At 41.7% G+C, this 20,881-nt stretch carries 19 protein-coding genes; 11 read left to right on the top strand and 8 right to left on the bottom strand.

Annotated features, from left to right (window positions below; genetic code table 11):
- Positions 1-41: 41 nt before the first annotated feature.
- The 3 genes from AO498_RS10880 to AO498_RS10870 all read right to left on the bottom strand — a co-directional run bounded on the left by AO498_RS10880 (position 42) and on the right by AO498_RS10870 (position 1,668).
- Positions 42-587 (bottom strand): YceI family protein, encoded by a 546-nt coding sequence (locus tag AO498_RS10880; protein WP_067547298.1) that lies wholly within the window; start codon positions 585-587, stop codon positions 42-44.
- Positions 584-1,078, bottom strand: coding sequence for a QcrA and Rieske domain-containing protein (locus AO498_RS10875; RefSeq protein ID WP_067547295.1), 495 nt, complete (start codon positions 1,076-1,078; stop codon positions 584-586). Before AO498_RS10875 ends, AO498_RS10880 begins: the two co-directional genes overlap by 4 nt.
- Positions 1,079-1,152: 74 nt before the next feature.
- Positions 1,153-1,668 carry a hypothetical protein gene (locus tag AO498_RS10870; protein ID WP_067547292.1) on the bottom strand — a complete coding sequence of 172 codons (516 nt, stop codon included), beginning with the start codon at positions 1,666-1,668 and terminating at the stop codon, positions 1,153-1,155.
- 960 nt (positions 1,669-2,628) lie between these two features.
- On the opposite strand from AO498_RS10870, the gene smc reads away from it, so the two are divergent.
- Both smc and AO498_RS10860 read left to right on the top strand, forming a co-directional pair.
- A complete protein-coding gene (gene smc, locus AO498_RS10865; protein WP_067547289.1) occupies positions 2,629-6,168 on the top strand; it encodes a chromosome segregation protein SMC in 3,540 nt (1,179 codons plus the stop codon).
- A gap of 30 nt (positions 6,169-6,198) precedes the next feature.
- The gene (locus AO498_RS10860) at positions 6,199-8,178 is read left to right on the top strand and encodes a DUF2075 domain-containing protein (protein ID WP_067547286.1); all 1,980 of its coding nucleotides are present in this window, start codon (positions 6,199-6,201) and stop codon (positions 8,176-8,178) included.
- 9 nt (positions 8,179-8,187) lie between these two features.
- Here AO498_RS10860 and AO498_RS10855 read toward each other — a convergent pair whose 3' ends face one another.
- Positions 8,188-9,138: an HNH endonuclease gene (locus AO498_RS10855; protein WP_067547283.1), complete on the bottom strand. Its 951-nt coding sequence runs from the start codon at positions 9,136-9,138 to the stop codon at positions 8,188-8,190.
- Positions 9,139-9,450: 312 nt separating this feature from the next.
- On the opposite strand from AO498_RS10855, the gene AO498_RS10850 reads away from it, so the two are divergent.
- The 4 genes from AO498_RS10850 (at position 9,451) to AO498_RS10835 (ending at position 10,791) form a co-directional block, all read left to right on the top strand.
- Entirely contained in the window at positions 9,451-9,819 is a 369-nt protein-coding gene (locus AO498_RS10850) for a hypothetical protein (protein ID WP_067547280.1), read from the top strand.
- Between the two features lie 3 nt (positions 9,820-9,822).
- The gene (locus tag AO498_RS10845; RefSeq protein WP_067547277.1) at positions 9,823-10,038 is read left to right on the top strand and encodes a hypothetical protein; all 216 of its coding nucleotides are present in this window, start codon (positions 9,823-9,825) and stop codon (positions 10,036-10,038) included.
- Entirely contained in the window at positions 10,025-10,459 is a 435-nt protein-coding gene (locus AO498_RS10840) for a hypothetical protein (protein WP_067547274.1), read from the top strand. The genes AO498_RS10845 and AO498_RS10840 overlap by 14 nt, the downstream gene beginning before the upstream one ends.
- A gap of 89 nt (positions 10,460-10,548) precedes the next feature.
- Complete coding sequence (locus tag AO498_RS10835) at positions 10,549-10,791, top strand: hypothetical protein (protein WP_148660224.1); 243 nt, start codon at positions 10,549-10,551, stop codon at positions 10,789-10,791.
- A gap of 19 nt (positions 10,792-10,810) precedes the next feature.
- Here AO498_RS10835 and AO498_RS10830 read toward each other — a convergent pair whose 3' ends face one another.
- The gene (locus tag AO498_RS10830; RefSeq protein WP_067547267.1) at positions 10,811-11,533 is read right to left on the bottom strand and encodes a carboxypeptidase-like regulatory domain-containing protein; all 723 of its coding nucleotides are present in this window, start codon (positions 11,531-11,533) and stop codon (positions 10,811-10,813) included.
- A gap of 186 nt (positions 11,534-11,719) precedes the next feature.
- Entirely contained in the window at positions 11,720-12,151 is a 432-nt protein-coding gene (locus tag AO498_RS10825; protein WP_067547263.1) for a hypothetical protein, read from the bottom strand.
- Between the two features lie 469 nt (positions 12,152-12,620).
- Here AO498_RS10825 and AO498_RS10820 point away from each other — a divergent pair, with 469 nt between their 5' ends.
- On the top strand, positions 12,621-14,492 hold the full coding sequence (locus tag AO498_RS10820; RefSeq protein WP_067547261.1) for a sensor histidine kinase: 1,872 nt from the start codon (positions 12,621-12,623) through the stop codon (positions 14,490-14,492).
- Positions 14,485-15,120 (top strand): response regulator, encoded by a 636-nt coding sequence (locus tag AO498_RS10815; protein WP_067547258.1) that lies wholly within the window; start codon positions 14,485-14,487, stop codon positions 15,118-15,120. The genes AO498_RS10820 and AO498_RS10815 overlap by 8 nt, the downstream gene beginning before the upstream one ends.
- Positions 15,121-15,177: 57 nt before the next feature.
- Here AO498_RS10815 and AO498_RS10810 read toward each other — a convergent pair whose 3' ends face one another.
- Positions 15,178-17,346, bottom strand: coding sequence for a S9 family peptidase (locus AO498_RS10810; RefSeq protein WP_067547252.1), 2,169 nt, complete (start codon positions 17,344-17,346; stop codon positions 15,178-15,180).
- A gap of 269 nt (positions 17,347-17,615) precedes the next feature.
- Here AO498_RS10810 and AO498_RS10805 point away from each other — a divergent pair, with 269 nt between their 5' ends.
- Positions 17,616-18,881: a serine hydrolase domain-containing protein gene (locus AO498_RS10805; protein ID WP_067547249.1), complete on the top strand. Its 1,266-nt coding sequence runs from the start codon at positions 17,616-17,618 to the stop codon at positions 18,879-18,881.
- Positions 18,882-19,026: 145 nt separating this feature from the next.
- Here the strand turns inward: AO498_RS10805 and AO498_RS10800 are convergent, their stop codons facing one another.
- Positions 19,027-19,299: a hypothetical protein gene (locus tag AO498_RS10800; protein WP_236778591.1), complete on the bottom strand. Its 273-nt coding sequence runs from the start codon at positions 19,297-19,299 to the stop codon at positions 19,027-19,029.
- A 242-nt stretch (positions 19,300-19,541) separates the two neighbouring features.
- On the opposite strand from AO498_RS10800, the gene AO498_RS10795 reads away from it, so the two are divergent.
- Together AO498_RS10795 and AO498_RS10790 are read left to right on the top strand one after the other, a co-directional pair.
- Complete coding sequence (locus tag AO498_RS10795; RefSeq protein WP_067547243.1) at positions 19,542-20,120, top strand: Crp/Fnr family transcriptional regulator; 579 nt, start codon at positions 19,542-19,544, stop codon at positions 20,118-20,120.
- Between the two features lie 85 nt (positions 20,121-20,205).
- Positions 20,206-20,868, top strand: coding sequence for a hypothetical protein (locus AO498_RS10790; protein ID WP_067547240.1), 663 nt, complete (start codon positions 20,206-20,208; stop codon positions 20,866-20,868).
- Positions 20,869-20,881: the final 13 nt, after the last annotated feature.

Below are 20,881 nucleotides of genomic sequence, written 5' to 3'. Positions count from 1 at the left end.
ATGAATTAGATTTAGAGAAGAAATAAATGCCTAAAGTCTTTTTACCGCTTAGGCTTCAATTGAAGGTTTAAACTGACGGTCTGTTCTTCCGCCAATTCATAAAAAACAAGCTTGGGAATATCGATCTGGTAATCACTCAGTCGAACCGTAAATGAGCCACTCAATTCTAAATTTCCGGATGGAGTTTTGCGAAGTTTTCCTTGGACTGAAATCGGTTTGGAGATTCCATGGATTTTAAAATTACCTGTAGCAGTGACCGTCGTCCACTCCTGACTTAGCGCTGGAATTCGATCTAATTTTCCGGTAAACTCTGCGAATGGGAATTTCTCCGTTTCCAGATAATTCTCCCTCATGTGCTTGTCTCTGAGTGCAATTCCTGTTTTCAGCGTATTCAAGTCCACATAAAAGTCCAGCACATTTTCCTTCAAATCAACCAAGCCATTGAGTTGCTCTGAAACACCCGTAAACTCATTCAAGGGAGCTTTGGACAGAAATTCGACCTTGCCATCTTGAGCCGTAAACTGCTGTGCAAGTATGTAATTTGAACTGGACAGCAGGAACAAGACCAAGCCAATCCAATATTTCATCGGGTGATGGTCAGTGTATTGTTGGAAACTCGAGCGGTATATTGGGTCAAAGGCGAAGTGGCAGGACCATTTAACACCCTACCAGAAGGATCAAAGACAGAACCGTGACAGGTACAGGTAAATCTACTGTTAGAAAAAGTCCAATTATCCGAACAACCTGAATGGGTACAAACTGCAGTCAAGGCGACAAAGGATCCATTGACATTAGCAACTAGAGTTGTCGCGTTTTGAATCAGTAACCATGCTCCAGAAGTATTCAAACCCGTTTGGATGGTTAAATCAATGGTGATGGTGGTGCCCGAAATCACGATTCCCGAACTGGAATTTCCCGGAGGATTTGAATTGTTTGGGTTGGTGTCGTCGGAACTTACGCAGGAGGTAAAAAATGCTGCTCCAAGCGTGGAAATAATCAGACTAGCTCCGGCTTTCTCGATAAATTTCCTTCGGGATTCTGTAAGATTCCCAGATTTGGTGAGGATAGGTGTTTCCATAGTTGACAGTGTTTCAGTGACTTTGACAGTTACGAAATACAAATCAACTGTGGATGAAGAAAGTTTTGATTTTTTTAAAAATGCTTAGGCTTGAGGATTTCCGCTAAGACCATGGCTTCTTTCACACTCTGCGGATTTTTAAGTTTTTCCGCATAGGGATTTACCTTTTTCTTGCTGAGTGCATCGTAATCGATCTTCTTCTCTGACAAATTCGGAATAGAATTTCCCGCAGCGGATAAGGCAGATGCCTTTTTCGCCCCAAATGCTCCTTCATAATACTTGGCTTCATCATCCAATTCCTCAACAGGTTCGTAAGCACGCTTTCGCTGCTTTTTTGCCTCAGGAAAATTTGGTGGAATCGGCGTAGGACGTGTTGGCTCAGGCTTGGGTGGACGAGGCATTTCAGAAGCAGGTGGATTTTGGGCATTTCTGATTTCCTTCAACAGCTCCTCAAAAGAAATCCCTTTTTGAGGCTGAGGCGCATCTCCTGACTCTGGTTCAGCTTCCCCCGGCCGTGCTTTCTTTTTGGTAGCCTGGTAAATAAAATATGCCACGATGGCGATGATATATAAAATCTGTCCTACGTCCATGAGGGTAAGTTAATGCAAAAAAGAGTTGGATAGCAAGAAATTCCGAAGAGAACTCTTGAAGTACGAGTTAAGATTTTGGAATTACGATTTATGAGGTCAATTTGATTTACGATTTACGAGTTACGATTTACGAGGCTTATTTGAACTACCAACGTGAATTGGTTCAAGTCTTCGGACTTGGACCTTTTTGGATGCAGTCTTTAGACTGCTTTTAAAAACTGGGAAGTCTGAAGACTTCATACAGGTTAGCACAAGTCGAAGCATTTACGAGTTATGATTTATGATTTATGAAGCTAAAATGAGTTACGAATTACGATTTACGAGGCCTATATGAATTACGAGTTACGAATTACGATTTACGAGGCTTACTTGAACTACTTACGCAAAGGCTAGATCAGAGGGATAGTTCTTGAGAGTTACGAGTTACTGTTTTGGAATTACGAGTTATGATTTACGAGGTCAATTTGATTTACGAGTTACGAATTACGATTTACGAGGCTTATTTGAACTCCAAACGCAAAGGCAAGATCAAAAGGATATTTCTTGAGAGTTACGAGTTATGAGCTACGATTTACGAGGTTTGCTTGAAATCCAAACGCAGAGGCTAGATCAAAGGGATATTTCTTGAGAGTTAAGAGTTAGAATTTTGAATTACGATTTACGACGCTTATTTGAACTACCAACGTGAATTGGTTCAAGTCTTCGGACTTGGACCTTTTTGGATCCAGTCTTCAGACTGCTTTTAAAACTTGGAAGTCTGAAGACTTCATACAGGTTAGCACAAGTCTGAAGACTTGCACTAATTCAGGGTTTATCTCACGAAGTATATCTCCCCGACCGCAGGGAGGTGTAGCTCACAAAGCAAAGCGAAGTATATTTCACGCCCTGTATCTCATTAAAATATTGCCAAATCCATCCTTTCCCCCTATTTTGAAAGCTTAATTGTAAGGAGTTTTTTCGATGTTACTTAGCAAACTGGAAATCAAAGGCTTCAAGAGTTTCGGGGATAAAATGGTTATCCACTTCGACAAAGGAATCACCGGTGTGGTGGGCCCTAATGGTTGTGGTAAGTCCAATGTCGTCGATGCTATTCGTTGGGTATTGGGAGAGCAAAAATCCCGAATGCTGCGCTCGGATAAGATGGAAAACGTCATCTTCAACGGAACCAAAAACCGGAAACCCACCAATATGGCAGAGGTTTCTCTCACCTTTGAAAACACCAAAAACCTCCTTCCTACCGAATACACCCACGTCACCATCACCCGTCGCTACTACCGCACAGGAGAAAGTGAATACCAAATCAATGGAGTTACCTGCCGCCTCAAGGACATTACCAATCTCTTTATGGACACGGGAATCAACTCCAATTCCTACGCAATCATCGAACTTAAAATGATCGATGAGTTGCTCAATGACAAGAACAACTCACGCCGCGAACTTTTTGAGGAGGCTGCCGGAATCTCCAAGTTTAAAAACCGGAAAAAAGAAACGCTCCGCAAACTCGAAGACACCGATGCGGATTTAGCTCGGGTGGAAGATCTCCTTTACGAGATCGATAAAAACCTCAAGTCCCTGGAAAAGCAGGCGAAACAAGCCGCCAAATACTTCGAAATCAAGGAAGACTACCGAAAGGCAAGCATCAACCTCGCCAAGAAGTCCATCGAAAAATATGCACAATCCCTCCTCGAGGCGAATGCCAAAATTCAATCCGAATCAGATCGCAAACTCCAGGTTCAGGCTCAAATGGCGGATCAGGAAGCCCAATTGGAGCAATTGAAGGCGGATTTGATTCATAAGGAAAAGCTGCTCTCTTCTCGTCAGAAGACCTTAAATGAGCATGTTAATAAAATCCGTGCCTTCGAATCGGAGAAAAAAATCAAAAATGAGCGACTTCGATTTTTAGAAGACCGATCCCAAAAACTCCGTGAGCAAATCGACACGGACAGAAAGTCCAACGATCGGGCTGGATTCTCAATTCGCTCTTTGCAACAAGAGCGGGAATCGGCTGAGAAAATACTCAATGAAAAAGAGGTGATCGTCTCCCAGCTTCGGGAAGAATACGATGCCCAAAAGTTGGTCGCTTCGGAAAAGACGCAAGCACTTAAAGAAGTAAGTCTTCGCTTTGATCGATTGAAAGATCGGGTGTACCAACTCGGAAAGGAGGTTGAAATCAAGCAGATTCAGCTCAGCACGCTCAAGCAGGAATTGGAGCGAACTTCATCGGATGATTCTTCTCAGGAAGCCAATTTGGTGGAGTTTGAAGAAAAGATGGTGGAGCTCAAAAGCCAACTGGATGAGGCAAGTGCGGAATTTCAGCTACTGAAATCCAAGCAGGAAGATCAAGATCAAAAGATCGAGGAAACCAATCGGGTCATCGAAATGATCCGAGAGGAGCTGACGACTTCTTCTCGTAAGTTGGATTCGAAAACCAATGAATTTAACCTGACCAAATCCTTGGTGGAGAATCTGGAAGGCTTTCCAGAAGCTATCAAGTTTCTTAAGAAAAACAGCACCTGGGGCAAAGATGTCCCTCTCCTTTCCGACTTGTTGACCACGGATGAAAAGTACCGGGTCACGATCGAAAACTACCTCGAAACCTACATGAACTACTATGTAGTCGACACCGAGGCAGAGGCCATTGCTGCGATCCAGTTGCTCAGTGATGCAGCCCGAGGAAAGGCCAATTTCTTTGTGCTGGAGAATTTTGAGCGATTCAAGCCGAGCCAAAGCAAGCTTTTCGCCAATGCAATTGCGGCTACGGAGATCATCGAATTCGATGTAAAATACAGCCGTCTGATCAATTTTATCCTGGACAATGTCTACCTCGTGCAGGGGGATTACAAGGATTTTCCGCAGGATCCTGATTGCATTTTCCTTTCCGAAACAGGCAAATACACCAAGCGCAAATTCTCCATTTCCGGAGGTTCGGTGGGTCTATTTGAAGGAAAGCGAATCGGGCGGGCCAAAAACCTCGAAAAGCTCGATCGGGAGATCAAGGACCTGAGCAAAAAAGTCAGCACCACCCGTTCCAATTTGGATCAAAAACTCAGCGACCTCCTCAAACTCAAAGAGGTGTCCTACAAAGCCGCCTTGGAGCAAAGCCAGGCTAAGATCAATGAATTGAACTCTGGCTTTGTCTCGATCCGAACCAAAAAGGAACAACTCGCAGAGCTGCTTAGCTCCAATGCCAACAAGCGGGAAGATATTTTGGACCGAATTGCGAGTTTGGAAGAAAGTCTCACCGAGATCCTTCCCAACTTGGAAGGGGAAAAAGCCGAATTTGAAGGCTTGACCGATCAGGTAAGTCTATTGCAGGAAGAGGTGGAACTCGAAAACAAGGCGCTTTCTGAAAAGTCCCAATCCTTCAACCAGGAAAATATCACCTATATCCAGCAGGTCAACCGGGTCAATAGCCTGGAGCAAGAGATTGAGTTTAAGCAAAATGCCTTTGACAGTTCCAAAGAGCGAATCGAAAAGTCTCAGGCCGAACTTGGGCAGCTCGATGCGGAAATCAAAACCCTGCTAGAAAACAACGAAATCAAGGACGACGAACTGATCGAGCTCTATGCCGAAAAGGAAAGTATCGAACGTGGAGTCAATGAGGCTGAAAAGGACTATTACGGCGCCCGTGGACTGATTGACGAGACGGATACTCGAATCCGAAGCTTGCAAAAAGCCAAGGAAGCCTTTGATCAGTTGATTCAGGAGCTTCACCAGACGATCAATGAAATCAAGCTCAAAATGAGCGGGATGAAGGAGCGACTCAGCGTGGAGTTTGAACTCCACTTGGACCAGGTGATGGATGAAAATCCCAACTTGGATCCGGAATTTGAGGAATTTGGGGAAGAGGAACTCCGGGAACTGGTGCGCAAGCAAAAGGAACGATTGGAGAAAATCGGCCCGATCAACCCAATGGCCATGGAGGCGTATGATGAAATCAAGCAGCGATTTGATTTTATCAGCACCCAGAAAAACGACCTGATTCAGGCCAAGGAAGGCCTTTTAAATACCATTTCAGAAATTGATCAAGTGGCCAAGGAGACCTTCTTGGATGCCTTTGCCAAGATCAAGGAAAACTTTGTCAAGGTCTTCCGCTCCCTATTTACCGAGCAGGATGACTGTGACCTGACTTTGGTCGATCCGGAAAATCCCCTGGAATCTCCGATCGAGATTATGGCTAAGCCTAAGGGCAAACGACCTTTGACGATCAACCAACTGAGCGGGGGTGAAAAGACCCTGACTGCCACTTCCCTACTCTTTTCCATCTATCTGCTGAAGCCAGCTCCTTTCTGTATTTTCGACGAAGTGGACGCTCCGCTGGACGATGCAAACATTGATAAGTTCAACCAGATTATCCAAAAGTTTAGCTCCGAGAGCCAGTTTATTATCGTGACGCACAACAAGCGCACCATGGCCAGCACAGATATTATCTACGGAGTAACGATGATCGAAGCGGGGGTATCAAGGGTAGTTCCGGTGGATTTGAGGGAGATGGCGTAGAAATAAAAATTGTAATCCAACTTTTAATTAATGCTTAATTTTTATTACAGTGATCCAATAAGCCTTTTTTTGAGGAAAAGTAATGAGTCAATAATTGGAGAAATTGCACTAACAAATCAATTTGGAAATAACCAAAATGAAATTTTTGCATGGGAAAATCAGATTAAAATTCTGAAGGAAGCCTTAACTGAAAAAGATGGCTACTTATTTTTTGAGTTTTCAGTCCCAAGAATGGGAAAAAGAATTGATTGTCTTCTCTTAATTAAAAACCTTGTTTTTATTCTTGAATTCAAGGTTGGAGAACAGAATTATCTAAACCATAATATCGAACAAGTTTGGGATTATGCACTTGATTTAAAAAGTTTTCATCAGCCTAGCCATGAGTCAGTTCTGATTCCGATTCTAATTGCAACAAATGCGTCCAATTCAGTTATTGAATTTGAAACCACCTCCCATAATGATTTTCTATTTAAACCTGTAAGAACAAATTCAAAGGATCTCAAAATAACAATAGATAAGGCCTTAGAATTACTTGGTAATGAAGAAAAAACAATTGACAGTTCCTATGTCAAGGGTAGTTATCAACCTATCCCTACCATTATTGAAGCAGCAGTTAGTTTGTACAAAAATCATACAGTAGAGGAGATAACGAAAAGTGATTCAGATGCTAAAAATCTTAATCAAACCACAACCTACATTTCTGACCAAATCAGAATTGCTAAAACTTTGGGGAAAAAGATAATTTGTTTTGTTACTGGAGTTCCTGGAGCAGGTAAAACGCTAGTAGGATTAAAAGTAGCCACAGATCATTTGGATAAAGAACTAGGTGATTCAAGTGTTTATTTATCTGGAAATGGTCCTTTAGTAGCAGTTTTACAAGAAGCTTTAGCTAGAGATAAAGTAGAACAAGAAAAATCAAAGGGAAATCGAATCACAAAAAATGAAGCTTTAAAAGGAGTAAAATCATTTATACAGATAATTCACCACTACAGGGACGAATACCTCAGAGATCAATCGGCCCCCTATGATCATGTAGCTATTTTTGACGAAGCTCAAAGAGCTTGGACAAAAGAACAGACAGTTAATTTCATGGCTAGGAAAAAAGGAATAATAGGATTTGATTCTTCAGAACCAGAATTTCTGATTTCATGCTTGAATAGGCATAAAGACTGGGCTGTAATTGTTTGCTTAGTCGGCGGGGGCCAAGAAATTAATACTGGAGAAGCAGGAATTTCTGAATGGATTAAAGCAGTAAAAACAAAGTTCAAAGATTGGGAAACACATATTTCTCCTCACCTTTTTGATTCAGAATATGACGCAATGGATTCGATTCTTGAATTAAAAAATGAATGCAAAGTAGTCTTTAATCCTGATTTGCATTTGGGTGTTTCTATGCGATCAATAAGAGCCGAAAAGCTTTCATTATTTGTAAAACAGCTTTTAGATCTAAATAAAATTGAATCGAAACAAACATTAAAAAGTTTTCAAAATCAATATCCAATAGCAATCACAAGATCTATTGATACTGCAAAAAAATGGATTAAAGAAAAAGCTAGAGGATCTGAAAGATATGGAATTGTAGTTTCTTCGCAGGCCTATAGATTAAAGCCTTTGGCTATTGATGTTAAATCGCCAATTAACCCTGTTCATTGGTTTCTAAATGGTAAAGATGATATTCGCTCATCCTATTTTTTGGAAGATGTTGCTACAGAATTCCAAGTTCAAGGTCTTGAACTTGATTGGGCTTGTGTTACTTGGGATGGGGACTTAAGATATTCCAATTCTGGCTGGAAATCTTTTTCATTTAAAGGGAACAAATGGCAAAAAATCAACAAAGAAGAAAGGCAAAAGTATTTAATTAACGCCTATAGAGTCCTTTTAACCCGAGCAAGAAAAGGAATGATCATTCTAGTTCCGGAAGGTAATCCTGATGATCATACAAGGAACCCAGAATTTTATGATAATACATTTGAATATTTTAAGTCAATCGGTTTACCCATTTTAAACTGAAAATTGCTTTTATGTTGAAAACCGATTTCCCCTATGCCATTCCAAATTTTCCTGATCTGGCCAAAGATGCTTTTCAGCTGGTAACAAAATCTTTCTCCCTTTTAAATTTTCAAGTCCATAAGGATTTGATTTATCTTCTTGAATTTGATCAGTAACCAATACTTTATACTCTTGGTCTATACTAATCAGGCCCCTGTCAAACGCACGATGGAGGTTAGGGCATAGCGCAATTCCATTGGTTACACGATCATCTTGATTATCGGAAAATGGACGGATATGACATGCATCAATTAAAGAATACCCAAAAGTAGAAACCAATTTCATTCGAGATATGGCACATGTATTTTGATAAACTCTAGGAACCCATTTTTTGAAGGTACTACTCCTGACATAACCCCACTCTTCCTCTGCAACTTGTAGTCTTTGAACCTTATCGGTTTGATTCAATACATAACTATCAATGCTTTTAAGATAGGCGTTCTCTGATTTTTTATTAGAAAAATATCCACTCTTATAGCCAGGAAAAAAATGATTAAGAAGTAATTCTCTTAGAACCATCCGATTTTTTGGTTCTATTAATTCTAGAAAAACCTCATCGGAAAAGGTACCATATTGAAGAACATCAGAAAGAACTTGGATACTTTTTATGTGAGAATTAATTGAATACCCAACCTTTGGTTGGAGTTTCCAAAAATTTTTACCTCCTATTTTATCATTTTGGAGATAATAAAATGGTTGAGTAAAATCCTCTGTATGGCCCGTAAAAACTAAAAGTGACCAATTCTCATGAAATGCAGCTACCAAATCAGCATTTACAATGAACTGATTATTCAATGATTCACCCGAATCCATCAAGTCCAAAAGAGAAAGCAATAAAATTGGTTTATGCGGAGCCATTCCGTAAGATGTTGAGGCTCTTTTAACCTTAAAAAACGATGCAGCAATTTGCTCAATAGTCATTCTTCAAAAACTAATTTTCGAATATGTCAAAATCAAATTAAAACTACCAAAGCATTAAGATGAATTTTGAGTCCAATAATCTCATTATCTCCCTCCCCGACAATCTCTGCCATTTTTATTCTCCCCTCTTGCTTTTCCACTGAGCATAAACTTACCTTTGGGCATCATCAAGAATCAGCATGGCTGATACCAACCGAGTCAAACACCACGGTGGTCCATCGATGAGGGTCATTGCAGACCAAAAATGTTTACCTGCATCTCCCCCGCTTTCTTCTTGGTGATAACCATGTTTAACCTTAAACGCATGTTATCATGTCCATTTTCACTACGCAGCAGGAGCTGATCCTGCACTTTCGGGAGCATCCTCCCCAGACTTTCTCAATCCTTCAGGTGGAATATCCACACACTTCCCTTCGGGCTCAAGATTGGATCACCCAGCAGGATGCCGTCTTGATTCAGTTTACCCATTCCCTCCTGACTACCCAGGTGGATCTCAGTGGGGTTACTCCCTATGTCTTGCTGCATTTCGATGAAAGCAAGCAGTATCTGGGCGCTAGTCTCAGTTTGGGAACTGCTCCCGGAAGCTTTGGAATTGTGGCACAAAGCCAGCAGGTTTTGCTTTTGCCCTTTGATTCGAGTTTACCGATACAAAAGATCACGCACTTTTCCTTAAACTCCTGAGTCATGGCTTTAATCCGAGATCGCATCCTTTTCGAAGTCACCTTCGAAGATTTGGCTGTTCCGCTCAGTGCCTATGCGCATCTGATTGTGGAAAAAGAATGTGCAGAGCAAATCTTCTGCAGGCGTCCTTGGGCTAAGCCCGAGGATAAAAAATACCAGAAATCCAATTTTACCGTGCGGGTCATCCGCCCTAAAAAAGACAGCAATGAACCTCGATAAATCAATTCCTTGGTCTGAATTCCGAAAATTCCCTGCAGGATACGGAATATTTCCCTACCTCATCGTGCGGATTACCAGTGGGGTGTATATGCAGCTTCCCATTCAGTTGGACGAAAAGGAGTCCACTGAATCTGGTGGAATTCAACTCGAAGGAGTTGAGCCTTGGATGCTGGCATTGTATGAAATCGACAAGTATTCCAAAGTTCATGAGCTTTTGATTGAGCGAACGCATCAAGTGAAAGACCAACTGGAAGCACAGTTAAAGCGTCCTGCCAGACTTTGCTTGGTGGAAGGCCCAGAAATGGGCTATTACATCTTTGATGGACAAGCTTATACCAGTTCGACGATTCCAAGCGGGGGAACTTTGGTGACCCAAAGCCACGAAATCATCGGAATGAATGTCCGGCATTATTTTAAATAGAAATGCCATTTCGATCGAAATACTCAAATCTGCCAAGCTGGAAAGTATGGACAGATTTGAATTATCCACTCTTTGAAAAATTGACAATTATGAACGTATCCTATTTTACCGTAAACCTCCTGCGGCTTTCTGATCAAGAGCTGATTGATCGATTTAATCAGGAAGTAGGAAATTCCGGATGGACTGCAGCACGAGGTGAATTCTTATTGGCCTTGAGAAATCAATTTTCCATTCGACAAATAGACTACCGACTGATTGGCGACTTTTCGGGCCTTTCGGTGGCTCGGAAAATCAAATTGACTTCAAGTCGGGAGCTGGTTTTTGAAGATTGAAACTATTTGGATTCTCATTTCAGAAGGTTACAGACTTTGCAGCGACCGTGTTGGGATTTAAATTCGGGAAAACCCTTTTTTTAGTCACAGGATCTAGGTAATCATTGGAGAAAAAAGAATCCCCGTATACCCGCATGTAGATCGTTCCGGTAGGATTGAGCCCTAATTGGGATAATTGTGAGGGGGCAAATGTCCTGTAGTAAGGCGTGTCTTGGACAACATAAGTTTCCGAATAAGCAGTGTAATTACTCGCTGAAACATTAGGAGTGGTTCCGAAAAAATAGCGGATATAGCGTCGGGAATTGATCGATGCGGCGGGATTAGTGGTAACATAGGTAATTAAGGAGGATCCACTTTTTTCCATTCGAACTTCTATCACTTGGGTGCTTGACAATTGGCCAAGGGAAGGTGTTATACTGATCGGTGAAATCACCGCTTCATGGACTATTTCGGGCTTTTTATAAGTTCCAAAACCCTCTTTTTCATAGCTAAGCGTATACGTGCCGAAGGGAACATTTTCTAAGGTAAACTTGCCGGCATTGTCAGTAGTCGCTTCAATGGGGGGACTACTATTTTCAATACTTACCTTCATTCCTGCAGGGGGAAGACTAGCTGAACCTTCTCCGAATAGAAGCACTGAACCCGTGATCGCGCCAGAGGTAGGTAAAGTGTCAGGGTTTTCAGAGTTTCCGCAAGATGAACACAATAGTCCAAGAACCAGAATGTAGCCTAATTTTCTCATGATCAATCGATTGGGTGATTACAGGTTAATCCTAAAGGATAAAAACGAAAAATCCAAAAATCATTCGGTTGAATTTAAAATCACAATAAATTAAACCCTCTTTCAAGCAAAGCACCTTTACTTAATAGAAAAAGTTGTTAGAAAAACGGCCTGTCTGCATAACGTAGACAGGCCGTTTTTTAGGTTTTATCGTTTCGAAATCGGAATACTCATCTGAATGGACAAATAAGATCTGGGAATTTGAGGAGCAATCCGAGGACCAGGAAGTGTCTCCCGAACCAAGCTTAGCTGGGCAGCTCGAGTCGCATTTTTGCTGGAATTAATAAAGGAAGGAATACTCACCAGCATAGCCACTCCTCCCCCTAATGCAAGTGCTGCTCCTGTTGCCGCAAGTTTATCTTCTGAATTGGTACAGCCCCAAATGCAAAAGTTTTCACTAAAGAGTACCGACCCGGCAATTACCGCAGCGGCACCACCACCCAAAAGAATAAACCCTGTATTCTTTTGTTTTTTGCTTAATTCCAAATAATCCTGCTTGGTCATTTCCTGAGCTACTGCAGGTTGAATCCATAGGGAAAGGAAGGCAATCCATAGGAACCGAAAAGCTAAATTTTTCATAAACTAGGGTGTTTGAGTGTGAAAATGGGCAAAGGATCATTTATCCTGAACCTGAAAATCAGGAACCTTCTGGAAAGCAAGAAAATATACTTAAAAATTGGGCAGAATAAGCAGTAAAAAGTCAACCCATATCCTGCTAAAAATCAGGGATCTAAGGTTGAATCAGTGAAATTGGGTAGTATAAGAAACCAGTTCTATGGAAACAAAAAGACAAAAAAAAATGGCCTGCGTTACCACAGACCTTGTCTCTTTAAAAAATTGAGAAAAACACCTTTTGGGTGCTTCTCTGCTCACCCTAGATTATACTTATGTAAGTTTTTCACCAATTCTTTTGAATCATTTTACTCTTGCAATATTCCCAGAAAAAATTGCCTTGGGCAATACCTAAAAGTTGGTATTTTTTATCCCTTTTAGTGAAATTTTCAAGCATCCTGTATCTTGCTTTACGAATCACCCTTTTGTCTAACATTTGAATTTCAAAGTATCCTTTACCTTTCTTGCTATTGGAAAAAGTCGGCTCCGAAACGAGACTAGCTTCTGGAAAATCATTGCCTTTACCTTTCTGATTCTAAGCCTTTTCTCTTGCAATTCGAAGGAAGGAAATGGAGTGAAGTTTGGGGTGTTTGCAGATGAAGGCCAATCGATTGATATGGCTTGGAATCAATTTGACACGCTCAGCAAGGATATAAAACTATTTAATCCTGGGATCACCCGACAAGCCTGGTGGCTGGGTATCACACTCCACAATCCCAGCAATCAGAAACAACAGCTTTTCTTCGTTCCCAATAATCCTCATATCAATCAAATCCAGGTTTTTGAGAAGGATTCATCCCAACCTATTCTCGAATTGGGAGACATTTACCCCTTTGAACAGCGGCCTTTTCTGGATCGAGATTTAGTCATTCCCTTTGAGCTGGCTCCTGGTAGCACCCAAGACTATTTAATTCGACTGGATAAGGCTGGGGAGACTTTTCACATCGAACCGGAGCTATTTGATTTCGAGTCATTTCAACAGCGAAAAGCAAAAGACACCTTGGTGATTGGTTGGATTTTGGGTTGGTTGTCCATTATCTTTTTGTTTGCCATCTTTTTTGCTTTGGAATTAAAAGCTTGGAGTGGGGCCATCTACGCGGCCTATGTGTTATCCATTTCGTTTTGGCTCGCTACCCATTGGGGCTTGACCTTTCAATACCTCTGGCCTACTGAAATTATCTGGGTTGCTGCAGCTCGACCTTTTTTCAACTTGTTGACCAATGTATTGATCCTCCTGTTGGTGGTTCGATTTTTTCCTCCCGTCATAGCAGGAAAATGGACAGCAAAATTCATTTGGGGCAACTTGATTTTCCAGGCAGCATTGATCTTTTTGGTGGTATTCACTCCAAAACTATTGGAGTTGATTACGCTTAAAATCATCCTGCTCCAAGTTACCGGGCTGGTTTCTGTCGCTACCTCCTTATTGGTCCTAATTTATTCCTTCCAACAGTGGCGGGCCAAGGTGCCACTTGCTGGGCATTATTTGTTAGGTATTTCCTTTTTAGTGCTTTTCGGAATGACCCTTCAACTCAATCAAAAGCTGATTCCGATGGGGCTTCCCCATTACTTGGTAGACTTTGGAAGTGCCTTTGGATTGATGGGTGAAACAGCGATTATCACGGCGGCTTTTGCTCGAAGAGCTTCATTATTCAAAAAAGAGAAAGAAAAACTCGCGGTTCAGATCTTGGAAAAGGAAAAGCAGGTGGCGGATCAGTTGATCCAAGTTCAGGAGGATGAAAGGCAACGATTGGGGCGTGATTTGCATGACAGCATCGGTGGCATGCTCGCCAGCCTTTACCTTAAAACCGAAACGCTCAATGGGCAGTATCCTACCCAGGAATTGGAAGAGCTCCGAATCCTAATCGATAAAAGTATCCAAGAGGCCCGATCATTAAGCCATAATTTGACGCCTCATCATCTGGAAGAAAACGGCCTGGAAAATGTCCTCCAACTGCAATTGGATCTGATTCAAAAAAAGCATCACATCCAAACCAATTTTTATTTTCAAATTCATTCTCCTATTAGCAAATCCCTGCAACTGGTTTTGTATCGTATATCCAGCGAACTTTTGCTCAACATGGTCAAACATTCTGAAGCCACTGAAGCTTTATTGAGCATCTCCGAGCAAGATGGAAAAATTGAATTGATTGCAGAAGATAACGGAAAAGGAATGAACCCCACCGCCAAAAAATCAGGCATAGGCCTGAAAAATATCCAGGAGCGGGTCGGCTATTTCAAAGGAAACCTGCACCTTGAATCAGATGCCACTGGCACCACCATTACGATTAATTTCCCTGTTTATGCTTAATTTCAGCGACATCAAAGTATTACATATAGACGACCATTTACTTTTTGCGCAGGGAGTTTTCTCCTTGATTGGAAACGAAACTTTTATCCACGAATTGGTCCATGCACAAACCTTGGAAGAAGGATTAGCTTTGGCAGAAAGTGCCCAGCCCGACCTGATTCTTTTGGATTATTTTCTACCCGATGCCAATGGAATTGCCTCAATTCGGGCTTTGAAAAAGATTAGTCCCGAAAGTAAGATCATTCTACTGACGATGGAAAACAATCCGGATGTCATGGAAAAATGTCGCCAAGAAGGTGCCATCGGATATCTCCCCAAATCGATTAGCAAAAGAGCCTTGGTAGAGGCTATGAATAATGCCCTTCAGGATATTCTCACTTTTCCCGAGGCGACTTTTTCTCCCGCTAAGGAATCAAAGTCCAATTTGAACATCTTGAGCAAGCGAGAAAAACAAATCGCCAACCTGATCGCGGAGGGATATACCTCAGTCGAAATCGCGGAAAAGTTGTTTTTGAGTGATTTAACAGTCAATACCCATCGAAGGAATTTGATTCAAAAACTAGGTTTAAAAAACTCCGCCCAGTTGGTGGCTTTTATTGAAAACTTGAAGTTTTCAGAAAACGAATAAGGCTGAATTAAGAAAGGCTAGCCGTAAACGGCTAGCCTTTGTTTTTCATCTTTTTGATCAATTAGGATGAGTGACGTATCGCTCAAAAAACTCGACAATTCGTCCAATTCGATCCAATCTGCGGTGAATTGCTCCTGAGCGAGAAAGCTCGTGTCCCTCCTCCGGATAGCGAATGTATTCGACCGGTTTGCCAAGAATCTTCAAGCTTTTATACAACAGTTCGGATTGACGAACTCCAGTTCGGAGGTCATTATCCCCATGGAATATCATCAAGGGAGTTTGAATATTCTGAACATAAGTCTGAGGGCTATTGTAGTCGAGGATCTCTTTTACGCCTTCTTCCCATGGATATCCAAAGTAATTCGGCACTAATCTCCATGCATTTCCCTCTCCCATAAAGAAGGTTAAATCATACACGCCCCGCTGGGTTAAGGCTGCTTTGAAGCGGTGATCATGTCCTACAATCCAAGCAGTCAGATAACCGGCATAGGAACCACCCGTCAAAACAAGTTGATCCTGATCAATCCATGCATACTTTTCACCTGCTTTGTCCAAGGCAGTTAACACATCTTTGGCAGGGCCATCTCCCCAATCTCGGTAATTCCCTTTTTGAAATACTTTTCCATATCCCCCACTTCCTCTTGGGTTGGCGTATACGATTCCGTAGCCACGTCCTGCCAAAACTTGAAACTCATGCCACATGCTAAATTCCCCCGGTCCCCACATGGCCGTAGGTCCACCGTGCATTTCCAGTAGTGTCGGATATTTTTCACCGGACTTTTGTCCAAACGGAGGCATTACCCAATAATCGATCGTAAATCCATCCTGCTCAAATTGATGTCCGGTGGGAAGAGAAACCCAACGATCGGCAAGCCATTCGGAATTGAATTGGGTCAATTGCTTTTCATTTTTTCCGGCCAAATCTGCGAGATAAAGTTCATTTGGATTTTCCACCTTAGTCAATGAATACACCAGCTGAGTTCCTTGGATATCATAGCTATTGACTCCAACAGGTCCAGAGATCAGGGTTGAAATTTTTCCACTTGGGACCTCAGCCTTGTACAAGGTAAATCCCCCTTGATTGGCTCCGGTGAAATAGAAAGATTTGGAATCATCGGCCCATTTGGCATCTCCCAAACGTCTATCTATTTCTTCAGTAAACCACTTCAATCCGCTTCCATCTGCCTTGGCGATTCCTAACAAACTTTGATTGAAAGCTCGGTCATCTGTTTTTTGACCGGAAACCAAAATCCATTTGCCATCAGGGGAAAAGCTTGCTCCAGCGAAGCGAATATCCTCGGATTGGAAAAGAGTTTGAATCGATGCATCAGAAATGGAAATGCGATACACTGAGGTATTCAGATCGGTCGTGAAGTCTGGATGAAGGTCCGTTTCCAAGCTAGTCGTCAAGAGGGCTGTACCTTCTGGATTCCACTCCGCTCCACCGAAATTCTGATAGCCAGAAGTCAGGATGGTTGATTTTTGAGAGGCTAGATCGAATACCTCTAAATGACGAAAACTGATGTCTGTAGAAAGACCTCGCTCTCCAAGGAAATTGAGTCGATCAATGACACGAGGATCATTTTTAGAAGCATTTTTGGCTAACCAAGCACGAAGCTCAGCCACATCTCCATCCATATTTGGACGTGTGTCCTCTTTTTCTAAACCTTCTTTGATCGCCAAATAATTAGGCTCGTCACCATACGTTCGACCAGGGCGAGGGCTTTCCCAAGCCGGCATTTCGGTGATCGCCCACATCGGAACCGAAATTGAAAAAGCCAACTTTGAACCATCAGGAGACCAAACAGGTGAAGTTGCTCCATATTTTTCGTGGGTCAAGACCTGGGCCTCACCACCATCCATCGGCAAAATCCAGATTTGAGGCTTTCCTTCCCAACTTTTGACAAAGGCCAATTTTTTGCCATCTGGAGATAGGCTAAAATTCGACAAGTCATTGCCAGGACCATTCAGGATTTTGACTTGACTTGGATTTTGAATATCCATCAAAAGCAACTGGCTTTTGTAATCGTATTCTCCTTCCTTTTTGGACGCCTCCATGTAGTTTTTCACGAAGAGAACGTGCTTTCCATCAGGGGTAATTTCAGGACTGGATACCGTGACAATTTTGGTCAGATCGCTCAACTGAATGGGCTTTTTGGTTTGGGCTTGAAGGGTAAAAACCAACCAAATCAAGCTCAGGGATAAAAGCCAGGATTTTTGTTTCATAATCAGAATAAAATTAGTGGGGTGAATTGATTATAGAATTCGCTCTAACCTATTCAAACTTTGGGAATTCAAAAAATCAAATCGGGATGGATCGCCAATAGCTGCACTTAAGAAGCATGTGACAGGGTTAAGTGGAAATAAAATTCTAATCCCAATTCATTCAAATTCGCCTAGGACTTTTTAGCCTTTCTAAGTTATGGTCGTGTAAAATCCCCATACACTTCTGGGTATTTCACAGTACCTTTTGGTCAATAAACTAACACTAGCCTATGAAAATCAACTCCTTATTCTTCGGAATAGCCTTATTTGGAATCATTTCCTGTACCTCTACACCGCCTGCCGAGTTAGTGATCACAGACTCTGCTCGAGCTAGGTTAGATTCCACCCTTCAAGCCATGGTAGCAGAAGGTTGGGTAGCAGGAGCTTCAGCCTTGATTTACGAAAATGGCACTGAGGCCTATTTCAATGCCACCGGATTTGCAGATCGAGAGGCAAAAGTGCCGATGGATCGAAACACGTTGGCGATCATTTACTCCATGACCAAGCCAATTACTGGAGTTGCCTTGATGACATTGTATGAAAAAGGAGCTTTTCAATTGGATGATCCTCTGGAAAAATATGCGCCTGAGTTTTCAAACATGAAGGTTTTTGTTGGGGTAGATTCCTTAACGGGTGAACTGAAATTTGAACCTTTGGCTCGTCCAATTACGATCCGAGATATAACCCGGCATACTGCTGGATTCCCCGTAAATCCCAATCAACCAGGTTTAGGCGATTTGCTGAAAGAAGCCAATGCAGGAAATCCAGCTAACACATTAACCCAGATGGCTGAAAAAATGGGTCAAACTCCCCTAGCCTTCCAACCTGGAACTCAATGGGCTTATGGACCATCAGTGGATGTACAGGCATTTTTGGTGGAAAGGCTTTCTGGTCAACCTTATGGAGAATATGTTCGACAGCATGTCCTAGATCCTTTGGGCATGAGTGAAACGCGATATTTTGTAACTGAATCAGATCGAGATCGACTTTCAGCCATGTATCGAAAAGGAGAAGACGGTCAATTGACCCAAGTCCCGGATTCGTTGGCTCATGCCTTCAATACCCAAGAATGGCCCATGACTCCAGGTGGATATGGATTGACATCTACGCTGGATGATTACATGAAATTCACCCAAATGCTGGTTAATGGAGGTACATTCAATGGGGTAACCATCCTGAAACCAGAAACGGTCCAACTCATGGCCACCAACCAACTCGATGATAGCGTGACAGAACGCATGTTTTTACCTTCCAAAGGAAATGTAGGTTTTGGGATAGACTTCGCTGTTCGGGTAGCTCCGACATCCTCTCCGGATGAAAATATGGGAATGGTCGGCGAATTTTTCTGGGATGGAGCAGCAAGTACCTTATTTTGGGTAGATCCAGAAAACAAACTGACCGCAGTCTTATTTGTGCAAATCATGCCTTTTGCAGGACAAGTGCACAAAAGCTTCCGAGATGCGGTTTATGGACCTTATCAAAATCCTAACAACTAATTTCAAGAATTTATAGAAAAAGGGCCCTATTCGTCTGATTAGGGCCTTTTTTGTGTTAATGCAAGTTGATAACTGTCAATCTATGATTTGAACTCCAAAAACGATCCGAGTTTAATTACAAAAAATCTTCTTCGATTGGTATTAATTATTTCACCCTAGACTCTGAAAATAAATCGTAAGCCGCCACAAACCATTGGTTGCTGTAGCCTCGATCATCTTTGGAGTAATTATCCAATTCGACTCTTTCTTCGAGAAATACAGGGCTATAGCTGGATTCTCGATCATCCCAAATAATCACCAAATAGGTATAAGGAATTCGACTACTTCTCCCCTGCTCAAACCATCGCTCCAAGGTCGATTCTTCTAAAGATTGGGGATATTCTGCACCTTCAAACATAACCAATAAACTAAGCGGCAAGAGTACAAAAGCTTACTGACAAGAGAAAATGGGAATAGAAAATAATGGGAAGATTCAAATTTGACCTTCGGCCAAAAATCCAGTCTAAGTTTAAAATGAGCCATTGAAATAGAATGGCGTGTTGATAAATAAAACTTTCGCCAAGTATTATAATTCGAATATTTCCTTGGGTTAGGAAAAGGAATCAGCTCTTAAAAATTCTGAAAAATAAGTAGGTTTAAAAATCTTGTAAATCACCCATCATGTCAGCTCCTCATCTTCAACTTTTCCATTATTTCAAATCCTTGACTCAAATGGAAGAAGAGGAATTTCAATTGATTCAGAATTTTTTCACGGTTTGTAAATTCAAAAAAGGAGAATACCTCCTTCGTCAAGGAGAGACCTGTGGCTTTCATTTGTTTGTTTGCAAAGGTGCCTTGCGGCTATTTCACACCAATGAGCAAGGGCAGGAGTTTACTCGGTATTTTGCTTTTGAGGAAAAATTTGGAACGGCATTAAGCAGTTTGATTGAGCAAAAACCAGCTGCAGAATCGATCCAAGCCATCTTGCCATCGACCGTGCTAAAAATCTCTAAAACTCATTTTTTTCAGTTGGTAGAGCATAATCCCAAAGTGAATTGGGTGTATCGAAATATGTTGGAAAACGCCTATATCACCTCTCAAAAAAGGATTTATGATCTACAAGGTGTTTCTGCAATCGACCGACTGAAATGGCTAAAAGGACAATATCCAGATATCCTTCTCAAAATCCCGAGCAAGTTGATCGCCTCTTACTTAGGGATCACATCCTACACGCTAAGCCGCATTAAATCTGAACTTTAGGGTGTTTTATTGCTCTAGCGCAATTTTTTGGAGTTTAGGCTAAGCTACTTTTGGCCCAGAATAAATCACCTAAATCCCGCTAACCATGATCCTGAATTCAATTGGAGGAAAACTCCTAGGCCTTTTCCTAGGAATCCTGATTTCAATGCCTGCTTTTACCCAAAGCGGAAATCCGCCTATACCCGTTGAATGGATGATTAATGGAAGGCAAGCCAATTTTCAATTGGTTCTGAAACGGAGTTTTACACCCACTAGCAAGTTTGATCTTTTATCAATCGCTGTCTTTACTGAAAATTTGAATGAAGACAAGCTTGGAGAAAATGCGGTTATCCCAGTACAGATCAATTACAATCTTGGAAAAAAGGGTTTTGCGATTTCAGCTGGAAGTGAATATAATGGAATGGTAGGTTTGACGCCTTTAATTGGTGCACAGCATGTATTCGCCAATCGGAAAATCTTAGCCTTGACGGTATTTTCCTGGTTTTTAAACTCCAGTCAGGATGCAAAGATTTTGGGCTTGTATGAATTTAAGCCTATGATTTCTGAAAAGTGGGCGCTATATACTCGCCTCCAGTTTATGTATAACCGAGGATTTTCCGAAGGAGTCCACAATCGAAGCTTTTTGAATTTAAGAGCAGGCTTAAAAAAAGGACCTCTAGGATTTGGCTTGGGCTATAATATCGATCGATATGGCCCAATTTCATTGGAGCGAGCCAACCTAGGTGTATTTACGCGTTGGGAATTTTGATCTAACTCGAATT

Origin of the sequence: Algoriphagus sanaruensis (genome assembly GCF_001593605.1) — a bacterium.
Classification (GTDB): Bacteria; Bacteroidota; Bacteroidia; order Cytophagales; family Cyclobacteriaceae; genus Algoriphagus; species Algoriphagus sanaruensis.
Note: the sequence above shows the minus strand (reverse complement) of the source record. Positions and strands in the feature narration are given on the sequence as shown.

What these genes read in the sequence shown, in the direction of transcription:
- AO498_RS10805 (WP_067547249.1), top strand. Translation starts at nt 17,616, where the DNA reads ATGAAAATCAACTCCTTATTCTTCGGAATAGCCTTATTTGGAATCATT.
- smc (WP_067547289.1), top strand. Translation starts at nt 2,629, where the DNA reads ATGTTACTTAGCAAACTGGAAATCAAAGGCTTCAAGAGTTTCGGGGAT.
- AO498_RS10825 (WP_067547263.1), bottom strand. Translation starts at nt 12,151, where the DNA reads ATGAAAAATTTAGCTTTTCGGTTCCTATGGATTGCCTTCCTTTCCCTA.
- AO498_RS10875 (WP_067547295.1), bottom strand. Translation starts at nt 1,078, where the DNA reads ATGGAAACACCTATCCTCACCAAATCTGGGAATCTTACAGAATCCCGA.
- AO498_RS10845 (WP_067547277.1), top strand. Translation starts at nt 9,823, where the DNA reads ATGGCTTTAATCCGAGATCGCATCCTTTTCGAAGTCACCTTCGAAGAT.
- AO498_RS10870 (WP_067547292.1), bottom strand. Translation starts at nt 1,668, where the DNA reads ATGGACGTAGGACAGATTTTATATATCATCGCCATCGTGGCATATTTT.
- AO498_RS10830 (WP_067547267.1), bottom strand. Translation starts at nt 11,533, where the DNA reads ATGAGAAAATTAGGCTACATTCTGGTTCTTGGACTATTGTGTTCATCT.
- AO498_RS10880 (WP_067547298.1), bottom strand. Translation starts at nt 587, where the DNA reads ATGAAATATTGGATTGGCTTGGTCTTGTTCCTGCTGTCCAGTTCAAAT.
- AO498_RS10815 (WP_067547258.1), top strand. Translation starts at nt 14,485, where the DNA reads ATGCTTAATTTCAGCGACATCAAAGTATTACATATAGACGACCATTTA.
- AO498_RS10810 (WP_067547252.1), bottom strand. Translation starts at nt 17,346, where the DNA reads ATGAAACAAAAATCCTGGCTTTTATCCCTGAGCTTGATTTGGTTGGTT.
- AO498_RS10790 (WP_067547240.1), top strand. Translation starts at nt 20,206, where the DNA reads ATGATCCTGAATTCAATTGGAGGAAAACTCCTAGGCCTTTTCCTAGGA.
- AO498_RS10795 (WP_067547243.1), top strand. Translation starts at nt 19,542, where the DNA reads ATGTCAGCTCCTCATCTTCAACTTTTCCATTATTTCAAATCCTTGACT.
- AO498_RS10835 (WP_148660224.1), top strand. Translation starts at nt 10,549, where the DNA reads ATGAACGTATCCTATTTTACCGTAAACCTCCTGCGGCTTTCTGATCAA.
- AO498_RS10840 (WP_067547274.1), top strand. Translation starts at nt 10,025, where the DNA reads ATGAACCTCGATAAATCAATTCCTTGGTCTGAATTCCGAAAATTCCCT.
- AO498_RS10860 (WP_067547286.1), top strand. Translation starts at nt 6,199, where the DNA reads ATGCTTAATTTTTATTACAGTGATCCAATAAGCCTTTTTTTGAGGAAA.
- AO498_RS10855 (WP_067547283.1), bottom strand. Translation starts at nt 9,138, where the DNA reads ATGACTATTGAGCAAATTGCTGCATCGTTTTTTAAGGTTAAAAGAGCC.
- AO498_RS10850 (WP_067547280.1), top strand. Translation starts at nt 9,451, where the DNA reads ATGTCCATTTTCACTACGCAGCAGGAGCTGATCCTGCACTTTCGGGAG.